Origin of the sequence: Mycobacterium sp. IS-2888 (assembly GCF_001954215.1) — a bacterium.
GTDB lineage: Bacteria > Actinomycetota > Actinomycetes > Mycobacteriales > Mycobacteriaceae > Mycobacterium.
This window is the reverse complement of record NZ_MBET01000076.1, coordinates 15,062-29,505: the sequence shown is the minus strand read 5'-3', so window position 1 is coordinate 29,505 and position 14,444 is coordinate 15,062. Positions and strand designations below refer to the sequence as shown.

Annotated in this window: 12 protein-coding genes; 7 read left to right on the top strand and 5 right to left on the bottom strand. The window is 67.5% G+C overall.

Translation table 11 applies throughout. The features are described 5' to 3' along the window. On the top strand, nt 1–417 hold a 417-nt coding region (locus A5745_RS24750; RefSeq protein ID WP_175879833.1), incomplete at its 5' end, for a HEAT repeat domain-containing protein. Here the strand turns inward: A5745_RS24750 and A5745_RS15485 are convergent. From A5745_RS15485 to A5745_RS15465, 5 genes are all read right to left on the bottom strand, one after another. Beyond that, entirely contained in the window at nt 414–800 is a 387-nt protein-coding gene (locus tag A5745_RS15485) for a heat shock protein transcriptional repressor HspR (protein WP_076117103.1), read from the bottom strand. The genes A5745_RS24750 and A5745_RS15485 overlap by 4 nt on opposite strands. After that, entirely contained in the window at nt 800–1,975 is a 1,176-nt protein-coding gene (dnaJ, locus tag A5745_RS15480) for a molecular chaperone DnaJ (RefSeq protein WP_076117101.1), read from the bottom strand. Before dnaJ ends, A5745_RS15485 begins: the two co-directional genes overlap by 1 nt. Nucleotides 1,976–2,028: 53 nt before the next feature. Next, entirely contained in the window at nt 2,029–2,706 is a 678-nt protein-coding gene (grpE, locus tag A5745_RS15475) for a nucleotide exchange factor GrpE (protein ID WP_076117100.1), read from the bottom strand. Next, nucleotides 2,703–4,571 carry a molecular chaperone DnaK gene (gene dnaK / locus A5745_RS15470; RefSeq protein WP_076062779.1) on the bottom strand — a complete coding sequence of 623 codons (1,869 nt, stop codon included), beginning with the start codon at nt 4,569–4,571 and terminating at the stop codon, nt 2,703–2,705. Before dnaK ends, grpE begins: the two co-directional genes overlap by 4 nt. Before the next feature lie 263 nt (nt 4,572–4,834). Continuing rightward, nucleotides 4,835–6,319 carry a hypothetical protein gene (locus A5745_RS15465; protein ID WP_076117098.1) on the bottom strand — a complete coding sequence of 495 codons (1,485 nt, stop codon included), beginning with the start codon at nt 6,317–6,319 and terminating at the stop codon, nt 4,835–4,837. Between the two features lie 150 nt (nt 6,320–6,469). Between A5745_RS15465 and A5745_RS15460 the strand changes: the two genes are divergently transcribed. From A5745_RS15460 to A5745_RS15435, 6 genes are all read left to right on the top strand, one after another. Beyond that, nucleotides 6,470–7,924: an amino acid permease gene (locus tag A5745_RS15460; protein WP_076117095.1), complete on the top strand. Its 1,455-nt coding sequence runs from the start codon at nt 6,470–6,472 to the stop codon at nt 7,922–7,924. A gap of 133 nt (nt 7,925–8,057) precedes the next feature. Beyond that, a complete protein-coding gene (locus A5745_RS15455) occupies nt 8,058–8,657 on the top strand; it encodes a hypothetical protein (protein ID WP_076059223.1) in 600 nt (199 codons plus the stop codon). Between the two features lie 35 nt (nt 8,658–8,692). Beyond that, nucleotides 8,693–9,238 (top strand): hypothetical protein, encoded by a 546-nt coding sequence (locus A5745_RS15450; protein ID WP_076117093.1) that lies wholly within the window; start codon nt 8,693–8,695, stop codon nt 9,236–9,238. A 95-nt stretch (nt 9,239–9,333) separates the two neighbouring features. Then, complete coding sequence (locus A5745_RS15445; protein WP_076117091.1) at nt 9,334–9,756, top strand: hypothetical protein; 423 nt, start codon at nt 9,334–9,336, stop codon at nt 9,754–9,756. 54 nt (nt 9,757–9,810) lie between these two features. Further along, complete coding sequence (locus A5745_RS15440; RefSeq protein WP_076117089.1) at nt 9,811–11,481, top strand: Hsp70 family protein; 1,671 nt, start codon at nt 9,811–9,813, stop codon at nt 11,479–11,481. Nucleotides 11,482–11,599: 118 nt separating this feature from the next. Then, on the top strand, nt 11,600–14,434 hold the full coding sequence (locus A5745_RS15435; RefSeq protein WP_076117087.1) for a (Fe-S)-binding protein: 2,835 nt from the start codon (nt 11,600–11,602) through the stop codon (nt 14,432–14,434). Nucleotides 14,435–14,444: the final 10 nt, after the last annotated feature.

Below are 14,444 nucleotides of genomic sequence, written 5' to 3'. Positions count from 1 at the left end.
CGCAACTTGATTACCAAGCACGCCAAAGGAAACCGCGCCGCCATCGATATCTTGTTTCACCAGCTCGAGATCGAACCCCCGCTGACCAGGTTCGAGCTCGAGCCCGTCGGCTACGCGCTTTTCGAAATCCTCGAGCGCTCCGACTTCCCGAGGGTCGCCGCCGTGATCCGTTCCGATCGAGACTTCCCTACCAAGTCATGGTTGGTTCGTTGGATCGGCCGATTCAAAACCGAAGAAGCCAAGGAGCTAGCCGTAAGCCAACTTCCCAATCCTGCGACGCGCGATGCAGCCATGGCGGCCTTGGTGCGCCAGAAGGCCACCGGCGTGCGCGACGCCGTTGCCGTCTACCTCGACAATGAACACGAAGTGTTCCGCAAGGAAGCACGCAAGACCCTCGACAAGCTTCCGAAGGACTAGCGACCCTTACGCGGCTGCCACACCACAAGGGCGGTGCTCTTGGGCACCACCGCGACATCACGGCGCTGGTTGGCGCGCAATACCGCTATTTCCTCCGACATTTCCTTCAGCCGCGACTGCAGCGCCTCGACCTGATTGGTCAGCTCGATGATCCGCTTGATGCCGGCGAGGTTGACGCCCTCGTCCTGGGACAGCCGCTGCACCTCGCGCAGCAGATCCACGTCGTGCTGCGAATAACGGCGCCCCCCACCGGAAGTCCGGCGCGGGCTGACCAGGCCGAGGCGGTCGTAGGTCCGCAGGGTCTGCGCATGCATGCCGGCCAGTTCGGCGGCCACCGAAATCAGGAAGGTCCGCGCGTCGTCTCGCTTGGGGTTCTTGGCCATCAGCGATTACCTGCCCACCCGGCCCGGGGATTGAAGCCACTGGAGCGCTCGGCCTCCGCGTACGCCTCCAGGGCCTCCTGGGCGGCGCCTTCCACGTTCGGCGGGACGGCGACCTTGACGGTCACGAGTAAGTCCCCGCTGCCGCCGCCGCGCTTGGGCACGCCGCGTCCACGCACCCGCAGGATTCGGCCGTCGGCGGTGCCCTTGGGCACCCGAACACCCACCTTGCCATCCAACGTTGGCACCGAAAGCGTTGAGCCCAAAGCCAATTCGGTGAAGCTAACCGGGACGGTCACGGTGAGGTCGTCGCCGTCACGGCCGAAGATCTTGTCGGGCCGCACATGCACGGTCACATACAGGTCGCCGGACGGGGCCCCCCGCAACCCGGCCTCGCCCTGCCCGGCGAGCCGGATGCGCTGTCCGTCCTCGACACCCGGCGGTATCCGCACGTTGATGGTGCGGGTACGCGTGGTGACGCCGGTGCCCTTGCACTCCTCGCAGGGGTGCTCGATGATCGACCCGCTGCCCCGGCAATCGGTGCAGGGCTCGGAAAAGCCGAAAGCGCCCTGATTCCGGCTGATTACGCCGGAGCCGTTGCACGTCGGACACACCTTCGGGCTAGTGCCCGGTCGCGCGCCACTGCCGTGGCAGTTGGTGCACGGCGCGGGGCTGGTCAGCCGCAACGGCATCGCGACGCCCTTGGCGGCCTCGACGAAATCCAGCTCTGTCTCGGTCTCCAGATCGTTGCCGCGCCGCGGCCGGCTGGGACGTGCGCTGGCGCCGCGACCGAACAGGCCGCCAAAGAGGTCGCCGATGTTGGTGCCGCCGGTTCGGCCCGCGGCGTCGAACAAATCGTTGAGGTTGAACTCGGCGCCGTCACCGCCGACGTCGAAGCTGAAACCGCCGGTGTCGAACCTGCGGCCACCGAAGCCGCCGCCGGCGAACAGCCGGCGGGTTTCGTCGTATTCCTTGCGCTTGGCGGGATCCGACAAAACGTTGTGTGCCTCCGACACCGCCTTGAATCGCTCGCCGGCGGCGGGGTCGTCGGGATTCGCGTCCGGATGCAAATCGCGCGCTAGCTTGCGGTAGGCACGCTTGATCTCCTCGGGACTGGCGTCGGAGGAGACGCCCAGCTCCTTGTAGAAGTCCTTTTCGACCCATTCACGCTGGGCCATTTTGCGCCACCCCCTCCCACCTTTCTCTTCGGTTGTTGTCTTGATTCTGAGCCTTATTCACCTGAGGCGTCGGCGTTATCGTCCGCATCGGCCGGCTCGGCTTCGGCCTCGCTTTCGACGGGTTCGCCAGCGGCGGCCGAGCCTTCGCCGTCCTCGGCGACCGTGTCCACCACGCCGACGAGCGCGTGGCGCAGCACGTTCTCGCCCAGCCGGTAGCCCTGCCGCATGACCGTGCCGATGACCGGTTTGGAGCCCTCGCCGCCGTCGCCCTCGTGCTGCACCGCTTCGTGCAGCACCGGGTCGAAGTCTTCGCCCTCGGCGCCGAACGCCGTCAGGCCGAGCCCGGTCAGCGCGCTCATCAGCTTGTCGGCGACCGACTTCAGCGGGCCCGAGTCGAGATCGCCGTGCGCGCGTGCCCGATCGAGATCATCGAGCACGCCCAGCAATTGGCTGACCACGGTGGCCTTGGCCCGATCTGCCGCCGCCTGCTGATCGCGCAGCGCCCGCTTCCGGTAGTTGGCGAAATCAGCCTGCACGCGCTGCAGATCGGCGGTCAGCTCGGCGACCTTGGCTCCCGACTGGTCGGCCTTGTCGCCGGCCGGCGGCGCCGCCCCTCCCGGCCCCGAACCAGAAGGGGTGCCGGGAGGGACGTGCCGTACTTCGCCGGTCTCGGGATCGATCCGCCGTTTGTCGGTAACCGTTACCTGTTCCTGCGGGTTGCCTTCGGTCACTTGGCCTCCCGGTCGTCGTCGACCACCTCCGCGTCCACGACGTCGTCAGCGGAGCCGGATCCGGCGCCCCCACCGGGCTCGCCGCCACCGGCCTGCGCGGACTCCGCCTGGGTGGCCTCGTAGATGGCCTGTCCGAGCGCCTGAGACTCCTGACCCAGCTTCTCCATCGCCGCCTTAATCGCGGTGATGTCGGTGCCGCCGAGCGCCGACTTGGCTTCGGCCACAGCGGCGTCCACCTTGTTCAGCGTGTCCTCGGGGACCTTCGAGCCGCCCTCGGCCTCACGCTGCTCCTTGACGAACTTCTCGGTCTGGTAGACCAGCGTCTCGGCCTGGTTGCGAACGTCGGCCTCCTCGCGACGCTTGCGGTCCTCCTCGGCGTGCGCCTCGGCGTCCTTGATCATCCGGTCGATCTCCTCCTTGGAAAGGCCGGAGCCCTCCTGGATCTTGATCGTGTTCTCCTTGCCGGTGCCCTTGTCCTTGGCCGTGACGTGCACGATGCCGTTGGCGTCGATGTCGAAGGTGACCTCGATCTGCGGGACGCCGCGCGGAGCCGGCGGGATACCGGTCAGCTCGAAGCTGCCGAGCAGCTTGTTGTGCGAAGCGATTTCGCGCTCACCCTGGTAGACCTGGATCTGCACCGACGGCTGGTTGTCGTCGGCCGTGGTGAAGGTCTCCGACCGCTTGGTCGGGATCGTGGTGTTGCGCTCGATGAGCTTGGTCATCACGCCACCCTTGGTCTCGATACCCAGGCTCAGCGGCGTGACGTCAAGCAGCAGAACGTCTTTCACCTCACCCTTGAGGACACCCGCCTGCAGCGCGGCACCCACGGCGACGACCTCGTCGGGGTTGACGCCCTTGTTGGGCTCCTTGCCGCCGGTCATCTCCTTGACCAGATCCGACACTGCGGGCATCCGGGTGGAACCACCCACCAGCACGACGTGGTCGATCTCGGACACCGAGATGCCGGCGTCCTTGATCACCGACTGGAAGGGCTGACGGGTGCGGTCGAGCAGATCCTGCGTGATCTTCTGGAACTCGGCACGGGTCAGCTGCTCGTCGAGGAACAGCGGGTTCTTGTCGGAGTCAACGGTGATGTAGGGCAGGTTGATCGAGGTGCTCTGCGAACTCGAGAGCTCGATCTTGGCCTTCTCGGCGGCCTCACGCAGCCGCTGCATCGCCATCTTGTCCTTGGTCAGGTCGATGCCGCTGGTGCCCTTGAACTTGTCGACGAGCCAGTTGACGATGCGGTCGTCCCAGTCGTCGCCACCGAGGTGGTTGTCACCGCTGGTGGCACGGACCTCGACGACGCCCTCGCCGATCTCCAGCAGCGAGACGTCGAAGGTGCCGCCACCCAGGTCGAAGACCAGGATGCGCTGCTCCTTCTCGCCCTTGTCCAGCCCGTAGGCCAGCGCGGCGGCGGTCGGCTCGTTGACGATGCGCAGCACGTTCAGGCCGGCGATCTGGCCGGCCTCCTTGGTCGCCTGACGCTGGGCGTCGTTGAAGTAGGCGGGTGTGGTGATGACCGCGTCGGTGATGTCCTCACCGAGGTAGGCCTCTGCGTCGCGCTTCAGCTTCATCAAAACGCGGGCGCTGATTTCCTGAGCGGTGTATTTCTTCCCGTCGATCTCGATGGACCAGTCCGTGCCCATATGCCGCTTGACCGACCGCACCGTGCGGTCGACGTTGGTCACCGCCTGGTTCTTGGCGGGCTGGCCGACGAGCACTTCGCCGTTACGCGCGAACGCGACGATCGACGGAGTTGTCCGTGAGCCCTCCGAGTTTGCGACGACGACAGGGTCGCCACCCTCGAGTACTGCGACGACGGAGTTGGTGGTCCCGAGGTCGATACCGACCGCACGAGCCATAGTGATTCCTCCTGAGTGTGTAGAGCTTTTTTGGTGGCACTATGCTGAGTGAACCCCACTCAAGCCTGCCCTTTCGGGCTTCCGGGTGTCAACCCAGAATTGAGCCTGGGTCACTCAACTTGTTGCTCATCTTAACGGTGGGCGGAGGCGTCTTGTTCCCGGGGTCCGCTCCGGATTCCGCCGAGATTGCCGCCATGGTCGTGGCGGGCGTCCACAATCGCGACCCTCACGGCAATCTCGGCGCAGAGGGCGCGCCTGAGCTCTCAGAACCCGAAGTCGCCGCCGCCGGAGTCGGACCCGCCGCCTGAGTCGAACCCACCGCCGGAGTCCGACCCACCGCCGAAGTCGAAGTTGCCGCCGCCGGAGTCCGACCCACCGCCGGAATCGGACCCCCCGCCGAAGTCGAAGTTGCCGCCGCCGGAGTCGTAACCGCCGCCGAATCCGACCTCGCCACCGGAACTCGAGTAGCCCCCGTCAAATCCGACGTTTGCCTGCTGGCTGTCGTAGCCGGCGGATTGACCGCTGGTGGAGCCCGAGTCCGCGAACGCCGAATCCCGGCCCGCCTCGAAGCCGCGCTCGTAGCCGCCGTAGCCGCCGCTCCAACGGTCGTCCAGCAGCGCGTCCAGCACCACCACATCGGCGAGACCCCAGCCCCAGCCCGGACCCCAGAACGCGTAGGGGTAGTAGCCGGGATTGAAGAACATCCCGTTGTAGTAGCCACCGCCGTAGTAATGCGGGTAGCCCGGTTGCGGCACTGCCCGGTAGTCGTTGTTGCTGATCGTGACGTACTGCCCAGTGTCCGGGTTCTTCGCCCGCACCTGGGCCTGCTTGGGGTCTTCTTCCGGGTTCGCCGCATACTTCTCCGGGTTGAGCTTCCGGTCGGCCTTGTCCACCGTCGACCGCACCGCCCTGAGGTGTGCCAGAGCCGCGGTGTAGTCCCCTGTCTCGGATGCCTTGCGGGCATCGTGCAGGCCGGCGTTGGCCTTCAGCTGCTCGGCGCTGACGTCCGGGGTGCTCTCGGCGAGCACCGCGTTGTCGAGGTCGGCGACGTCGGATTCCGCCGCGATCAGTTCCTGCTTGAACTGCTCTCGCGCCTCGGAGTCCTTGCGGCGCTTACGATTCCGGCTCGCGACGAACGAGACTAAACCGATCGTCGCTAGGACGAGGGCGACGATGGTCAGCAGCACCCACAGCCACGTCCAGCTGGCGTGCTTCTGGTGCACCACCGGGGAGCTCGTTGCCGGCGCGCCGGGAGCCACCTGCACTGCGGTCAGCCTGGCGACGAACTGACGGGCCGCGCCGCGGGGGTCATTGCGGTTGTCCCTGGCCGCCTGGCCCATGAGTCGGTCGACGTTGTCCGCCACCGCCTTCGGCACGTTGTAGGCGCGCACGTGGTAGCCCTTGGCGTCGATGACCAGGATGACGCCGCTGAAGTCGGGATTGCGACGCACCATGACGTCGTGAATGGCGTCCGGGGTGGTGACGCCGGTTTGGGCGGGTGCCACCGCCGCCACCCAGACCGGCGGTGCCGAACTCCACGTCCACCGGCCGGTGAGGATCTGCTCATTCAAGGTGTCGGGGTTCTGCAACGGCGGGCTGGCCGCCGGGTCGGCCACCACGTGCGTCTGGGCGTTGAACTTGGCCACCAGCGTGTCGGTGTAGGTGTCGGCGTGCGCCGGCGAAGCCAGCAGCGCGGCCAGCGCCAAAATGAGCGGGAGCGCCAGGAGGCCACCGAATCGTCGTGTCACTTTTCTCCCGTCGTCAGACCCCGCTGGGTTCGCCTATTCCCGCCGATCGAACCACAACGCGAACGCGCGAGCTTTCGTTCCCGCTGACGAGCGCGCGGCAAACCCATGGGTTAGCCTGAGCTTTCCCGAAGCCACCACGGCAGGAGCTCGATGCCAGAGCCAGACAGCGCCACCGTGCGGCTCGCGCGCGAAGACGCGGGCTATCACAAGGGCCTCAAAAATCGCCAGATACAAATGATCGCCCTCGGTGGCGCCATCGGGACGGGCCTTTTCCTCGGTGCCGGTGGGCGGCTCGCGTCGGCGGGGCCCGGGCTGTTTCTGGTCTACGGGATCTGCGGCATCTTCGTCTTCTTGATCCTGCGCGCGCTCGGCGAGCTGGTGCTGCACCGCCCGTCGTCGGGATCGTTCGTGTCCTACTCCCGCGAATTCTTCGGGGAGAAGCTGGCTTTCGTCGCGGGCTGGATGTACGTCCTCAACTGGTCGATGACGGGCATCGTGGATACCACGGCGATCGCGCACTACTGCCACTACTGGAAGACGTTGCAGGCCGTTCCGCAGTGGGCCCTCGCGTTGATCGCGCTCGTCCTGGTGTTGTCGATGAACCTGATCTCGGTCAAGGCCTTCGGTGAGCTGGAGTTCTGGGCCTCGCTGGTCAAGGTGCTGGCGCTGGTGACCTTCCTCGTCATCGGCACGGTCCTTGTGGTCGGGCGCTTCAAGGTCGACGGGCGTGACACCGGGACGGGGCTATGGGACAGCCATGGCGGCCTGTTACCCACCGGCCTGCTGCCCTTGGTGCTGGTTACCTCGGGGGTCGTGTTCGCTTACGCCGCAATCGAATTGGTCGGCATCGCGGCCGGAGAAACGGCCAACCCGGAGAAGATCATGCCGCGCGCAATCAACTCGGTGGTGTTTCGCATCGCGGTCTTCTACATCGGGTCCACGGTCCTGCTGGGTCTGCTGCTGCCCTACACCGCCTACCGCGACCACGTCAGCCCGTTCGTGACGTTCTTCTCCAAAATGGGTTACAGCGGCGCGGGCAGCGTGATGAACCTCGTGGTGCTCACCGCCGCGCTGTCGAGTTTGAACGCGGGGCTGTATTCGACGGGCCGGATCCTGCGATCGATGGCGATCAACGGCAGCGGCCCCAAGTTCACCGCGCCGATGTCGAGGAACGGCGTGCCATACGGCGGGATCCTGCTCACCAGCGCGGTCGGTTTGTTGGGCATCGTGCTCAACGCCGTCAAACCGAGCCAGGCCTTCGAAATCGTGCTCCATGTCGCCGCCGTGGGCATCGTGTTCGCGTGGGGGACGATCGTCGCGAGCCAGCTGCAGCTTTACCGGTGGGCGAAGGCCGGAAGGTTGGAACGGCCGAATTTCCGGATGCCCCTGTCGCCGTACAGCGGCTACCTCACGCTGGCCTTCCTGGCCGGCGTCGTGGTCCTGATGTTCTTCGACAAGGTGCAGGGCCCGTGGCTGCTCGGCGCGACGATCATCGGTGTGCCCGGGCTCATCGGCGGTTGGTTCCTGGTCCGCGGCCGGGTGCGGGCCGCCGCCCTCGACGCGATCCCGGCCCTACCGCCGACCGACCCCTCCGTGGCGGCATAGGACACGCACCCGTGTCACACCGCGATAAACCTGCGCCATCGGCTCGATATCGATAACCGCCCGCCTGCAGCAACTTTCGTTATGTCGGCCGTACGCTGATTTCCTGATATCTGAGATCCTCGGGGAGTAACGCGTGCAGTTATCGCGGAAGGCGCAGCGGAGTCTGGCCGGTGGCTCGCTGCTGCTCGTGGCCCTGCTGGCGAGTCTTGAGTTGGTTTCCGGCTGCAGCTCCGTCATCGAAGGCAGGCCGATCGCCAAGCCCGGTACCGGGCCGACGGAACCGTCCTTCCCCACGACGACGTCGAGCCCCACGACGACGTCGAGCCCCTCGCCGGGGTCGTCGACGCCCCCCACCAGCCCGACGCCGGGGAGCCCGACCGCGCCGGCCGGGGCCATTCCGCTGCCGCCCGACAACAACGGCTACGTCTTCATCGAAACCAAGTCCGGTGTGACCCGCTGCCAGATCAACAAGGACAGCGTCGGGTGCGAGGCACCGTTCACCAACTCTCCGCTGCAAGACGGCGAGCACGCCAACGGCGTCAGCATCACCTCGGCCGGTTCCGTCGAGTGGGTGCTGGGCAACCTGGGGGCCATCCCGACCGTCACCATCGACTACAAGACTTACGCGGCCCAGGGCTGGACGATCAACGCCAGCAGCGACGGAACGCGGTTCACCAACGACCACACTGGGCACGGAATGTTTGTCAGCGTCGACAAGGTGAACACGTTCTGAGCTGACCCGCTGGAGGGGTCAGTACCATCGGTGCCGTGGCACGCACTGGCCCGCCGGACGACTTCCACAATGAACCGACCCGCCATGCGGGTTTTGGCATGGGTGAGCGGCCGCCATCCACCGAAGCGGCCCCCACCGGCCAGGCCCCCGGAGAACCTCCGCCCGGGGAGTACCAACCGGATCAATCCGTCGATCCGTTCGACGAGGATTCCGAGCCCACCGCCTGGTATCGCAGGCCGGTCATGCTGCTCGGGTGGGCCTTGCTCGTCCTGATCCTGATCGCGTTGATCGTTTTCGGCATCACGCAGCTGCTCGGCGGACAGCAGGGCACCAGCCACGTCCCGAGCACCAGCACGACCACGCCCACCAGCACAACCACCACCACCACGACATCGCCGAGCACGACGACCGAGTCACCGCCGAGCAGCAGTGGGGTGGAGCCGCCGGCCCAACAGCCGACCCAGCAGCCCACGCAGCAGCCCTCGCAGCAGCCCTCGCATCGGCATCACATGCCGTCGCTTCCGCCGGTGATCACCATTCCGGGCGGGCCAACCATGACGGTCCCGCCCGCCCTGCGCTGACGGCAGGTCGCGATGCGATCAAGGTTTGGTCGCTGATCGGTGCCGGCGCGCGTGGCAGCGGGCTACGGGTACTGCCCGCCGATACCGTCACGGCCATGACTAGCTACGCGCCGCCGCGTGCGATCGGCGTGATCGGGGGAATCCAAGAGCCTGAGCCGGCGGAGTCGGTCCCGCGCTGGCGCAAACTCATCGCGTTGGTCGGATGGGGCGTCCCCATCGCGGTGCTCGTCGCACTCAACATCTGGGGAGTCCTGCAGCTCGCCCAGGGTCCCTCCATGTCAGCGCCGGTAATCGAGACCACGCCGACGACCGCCGCGCCCTTCGCTCCGCGGCCTCGACCGATGCTCGACGACACGGCCACGGCCGCGGGAGCAACCATCGACTCGCCGGCGCCCGAGGCTTTCCCGGAGGTACCCTCGGTCGTCACGTCGCCGCCGCCCGAGGCTTTCCCAGAGGTGCCCACGATGATCACGTCGCCACCACCAATGACCGAGGTCAGCTTGCCGCCAGGCCGGTGATGCGGCGGCGCACCTAGACTCGCCAGCGAGACAACGGACACGGGGGTGCGCGATATGGGCGAGTCGCTCGGATTGTCGCTGGGCGTGGCCAACTTGGTCGCGGCCCGCGAGGGCACCGCCCCGCTGGTCCGCAAATCGGTGCTGACGCTGTATAACGACCGACCGTCCGAAGTTGGCCTGCCAGAACAGAATCCGAACCCAGCCGGCCTGGTGATGCGTGGATTCGTGGAGCGGGTCGGAGATCGGGCTCCGTTGGTGGCAGCCGACGGAAGCAAATACTCCGGCGAGGCCCTGACCGTCGAGGCGCTCGAGGGGATGGCGCGCGCGGCCGGCTACGGCTCACCGGTCACCGTCGCGGTCCCCGCGTATTGGTCCGAGGCGCAGTACGACGCGCTGCGCGCCGAGTTTTTCGCCCAGCCGACGCTGGCTGCCAACGGGGTGGCGCCAGCATTGATCTCCGACGCCACGGCCGCGCTGACGGCGCTGCGCGCAAAACCCGGATTTCCGACCGCCGGCACCGTCGCTCTGTGCGACTTCGGCGCGGGCGGCACCAGCGTCACCCTGGCCGACGCGGCGACGAACTCGCAGCAGGCCGGCCCTTCGGTCAGGTATACGGAGTTCTCCGGCGACGCCATCGATCAGCTGATCCTCGACCACGTGCGGTCGGCGGCCGACGCGGACACCACTCGGGCAGCCGCCGGCGTCACTCGGCCTTGGTCGCTGACCCCCTTGCTCGTCGAATGCCAGCGCGCCAAGGAACATCTTTCGGCGGCGACGATGGCCACGATCCACGACGGTTCGGGCCGGGATGTCACCCTGTCGCGCAGCGAGTTCGAGCAACTCATTTCCCAGCCCCTGGATCGATTCGTCGGCACCGTCGAAGAACTGTTGCGGCGCAACGGAATTGCGCGGTCCGACCTCTCCGCACTGGCGATTGTCGGCGGCGGCGCGAGCATCCCGCTGATCACCACGCGACTGTCGGGGCGTCTGCAGGTGCCCGTCCTCACGATGCCGGAACCCGTCTACAGCGCCGCCATCGGCGCCGCTGCACTCGCGGAAGTGCAGTCGTCGGCGGGCGCGGCGGGCGCGGCGACCGCCGCGAGTCCGCTCGTCGAAAACCCGACCGAAGCGGTTGCCACCGCCGCCGCAGCCGGTGTGCCTCCCACCCCGTTGGCGTGGTCACAGGACGCCGAGGGGGCGGAGCCGGTCCCCTACACCGGCCCCGAACACCCGGCCGGCTACGGCAGGGAACCAACGGGATTCGGCTACGCCGAGGAGGATCGTTATGCCGCACCGGCCGCCGGGCTGCCTTGGTACAAACGCACGGCGCTGGTGTTGACCGTGGCCGCGGCGCTCGCGGCGGTGCTGGTGGCCGTGGTGTTGGCGCTGACCCTGCTTCGCACCAACACCGCCCCGACGAACGCCCCCGGACCGCCGCAGACGTCGCAAACCGTCACCATCACCGGGCCGAACAGCAGCCCCACTGTGACGGTGCTCCCACCGCCACCGCCGTCGACGAACACCACACAGTCGCCCGCGCCCACGACGACGACGCCGGCCCCCACGACGACGACGACGACCGCGCCGCCCACGACGACCACCCCGCCGCCGACCACCACCGCCACCACGGCCCCGCCGACCACGACGGCGCAGGTTACGACCACCGCGGCGACGGCGACCACGCGCGGGGGCCTGCCGCTGCCGCAGTTGCCGTTCGGGCGCTGACCCGGACGGCAGGTTAGGGCAGCCTCTCTCGCGTCGAAAGCGGCGAAGGTGTCACTATGAGCAAGCCTGAGCAGGCAACAAAGCACGCTAGAGCAACGATGCATGGGAGAGACCTTCTGTGACCACGCAGACCGTCATCAGACTGGTAGTGGGCCTGGGCATGACCGTGTTGGTGGGCGCGTTCGCGGCCCGCCGGGTCCTATGGCTGTACAAACTGGTGATGTCCGGCCAGCCGGCGACCGGGCGCACCGACAACGTCGGGACCCGGGTGTGGACCGAGGTCGCGGAAGTCTTCGGGCAGCGCCGGCTGCTGAAATGGTCGATCCCGGGGCTGGCGCACTTCTTCACGATGTGGGGCTTCTTCATCCTGCTCACGGTCTACATCGAGGCCTATGGGTTGCTCTTCCAGCCGAACTTCCACATCCCGATCATCGGCCGATGGGACGTGCTGGGTTTTCTGCAGGACTTCTTCGCGACGGCCGTATTCCTCGGCATCGCCACCTTCGCGGTGATCCGCATCATGCGCAGCCCGCGTGAAATCGGCCGCACCTCAAGGTTTTACGGCTCGCACACCGGTGGCGCTTGGCTGATCCTCTTCATGATCTTCAACGTAATCTGGACGTACGTGCTGGTGCGCGGCTCCGCGGTCAACAACGGCACGCTGCCCTACGGTGACGGGGCGTTCCTGTCGCAGTTGTTCGGCGCAATCCTGCGGCCGCTGGGCCACACCGGCAACGAGTACCTGGAGACGGTGGCGCTGCTGCTGCACATCGGCGTCATGCTGGCCTTCCTGATCATCGTGCTGCACTCCAAGCACCTGCACATCTTCCTGGCGCCGATCAACGTGGTGTTCAAGCGGCTGCCCGACGGGTTGGGCCCGCTGCTGCCGGTCGAGTCCGGCGGCGAACCGATCGACTTCGAAAACCCGCCCGACGACGCGGAATTCGGGCGCGGCAAGATCGAGGACTTCACCTGGAAGGGCATGCTCGACTTCGCCACCTGTACCGAGTGCGGGCGCTGCCAGTCCCAGTGCCCAGCCTGGAACACCGGCAAGCCGCTCTCGCCCAAGCTCGTCATCATGGACCTGCGCGACCACTGGATGGCCAAGGCGCCCTACCTGTTGGGTGAGAAAACGGCGGAGCCGCTGGAAGGCCTCGACCTCGAGACGGTGGAGGAAGAGGGCCACCACGTGCCGGAGTCGGGATTCGGCCGGGTTCCGGGGCACGGGCCCGAGCAGGCGAGCCGCCCGCTGGTCGGCACCGCCGAGCAGGGCGGCGTGATCGATCCCGACGTGCTGTGGTCCTGCGTGACCTGCGGAGCGTGCGTCGAGCAGTGCCCGGTCGACATCGAGCACGTCGACCACATCGTCGACATGCGCCGCTACCAGGTGATGATGGAGTCGGAGTTCCCGTCCGAGCTGTCCACGCTGTTCAAAAACCTGGAAACCAAGGGCAACCCGTGGGGGCAGAACGCCGCCGACCGGACCAACTGGATCGACGAGGTGGACTTCGACGTTCCGGTCTACGGCCAGGACGTGGAGAGCTTCGACGGCTATGAATACCTGTTCTGGGTCGGCTGCGCGGGCGCCTACGACGACAAGGCCAAGAAGACCACCAAGGCCGTCGCCGAGCTGCTGTCCATCGCGGGCGTGAAGTACTTGGTGCTCGGCACCGGTGAAAGCTGCAACGGCGACTCCGCGCGCCGGTCGGGCAACGAGTTCCTGTTCCAGCAGCTGGCCCAGCAGGCCGTGGAAACGCTGGACGGACTGTTCGAGGGTGTGGAGACCGTCGACCGCAAGATCGTCGTCACCTGCCCGCACTGCTTCAACACCATCGGCAAGGAATACCGGCAACTGGGCAGCAACTACACGGTGCTGCACCACACCCAGCTGCTCAACCGGCTGGTGCGCGACAAGAAGCTGGTCCCGGTCACCCCCGTGTCACAGGACATCACCTACCACGACCCGTGCTATCTGGGCCGGCACAACAAGGTGTACGAGGCGCCGCGCGAACTGATCGGGTCGTCCGGGGCGCAGTTCACCGAAATGCCGCGCCATGCGGAGCGCAGCTTCTGCTGCGGCGCCGGCGGCGCCCGGATGTGGATGGAAGAGCACATCGGCAAGCGCATCAACCACGAACGCGTCGACGAGGCGCTGGCCACGGGGGCCAACACCATCGCCACCGCGTGCCCGTTCTGCCGGGTGATGGTCACCGACGGTGTCAACGACCGGCAGGAGGAAGCGGGTCGCAGCGGTGTCGAGGTGCTCGACGTGGCCCAGGTGCTGTTGGGGTCGCTCGAGTACGACAAGGCCACGCTGCCGGCGAAGGGCACGGCCGCCAAGGAGGCCGAGAAGCGGGCCGCCGCGGCGCCCAAGGCCGCGGCGCCGAGCGCACCCGCGGAAGCCCCCACTGAGGCACCCGCAGAGGCACCGAAAGCGCCCGCCGAGCAGCCCGCCGCTGCCAAGGCTCCCGCACCCGCCAAGGGTCTGGGCATTGCCGGCGGCGCCAAGAAACCCGGCGCGAAGAAGGCCGCGGCCCCGGCGGCCGAGGCATCGGCAACCGCGGCGCCCGCAGCGCCGGCTGCACCCGCCAAGGGTCTGGGGTTGGCCGCCGGCGCCAAGAAACCCGGCGCCAAGAAGGCCGCGGCCCCGCCCGCCGCTCCCGCCGCCGACGCACCGGCCGGGGAGGCTAAGGCGCCCGCCGCTCCCGCCGCTCCGGTGAAGGGCCTGGGCATCGCCGCGGGGGCCAAGCGGCCCGGCGCCAAGAAAGCCGCGCCCGCAGCGCCGGCCGCTCCGGCGCAGCCGGAGTCGGCCGAGCAGCAACCGGAATCGAAAGCCGAGCCGGAGCAAAAACCGGAGCCCTCCGCCCAGCCCGATGGCGACGCCGCACCGCCGGCAGCACCCGTCAAGGGGCTGGGCATCGCCCGCGGCGCCCGTCCGCCCGGTAAGCGCTGACACCACAGCC

Bases quoted from the DNA above. Each gene is read 5' to 3' on its own strand.
- dnaJ (WP_076117101.1), bottom strand. From the start codon at position 1,975: ATGGCCCAGCGTGAATGGGTCGAAAAGGACTTCTACAAGGAGCTGGGC.
- A5745_RS15485 (WP_076117103.1), bottom strand. From the start codon at position 800: ATGGCCAAGAACCCCAAGCGAGACGACGCGCGGACCTTCCTGATTTCG.
- dnaK (WP_076062779.1), bottom strand. From the start codon at position 4,571: ATGGCTCGTGCGGTCGGTATCGACCTCGGGACCACCAACTCCGTCGTC.
- A5745_RS15440 (WP_076117089.1), top strand. From the start codon at position 9,811: ATGGGCGAGTCGCTCGGATTGTCGCTGGGCGTGGCCAACTTGGTCGCG.
- A5745_RS15445 (WP_076117091.1), top strand. From the start codon at position 9,334: ATGACTAGCTACGCGCCGCCGCGTGCGATCGGCGTGATCGGGGGAATC.
- A5745_RS15460 (WP_076117095.1), top strand. From the start codon at position 6,470: ATGCCAGAGCCAGACAGCGCCACCGTGCGGCTCGCGCGCGAAGACGCG.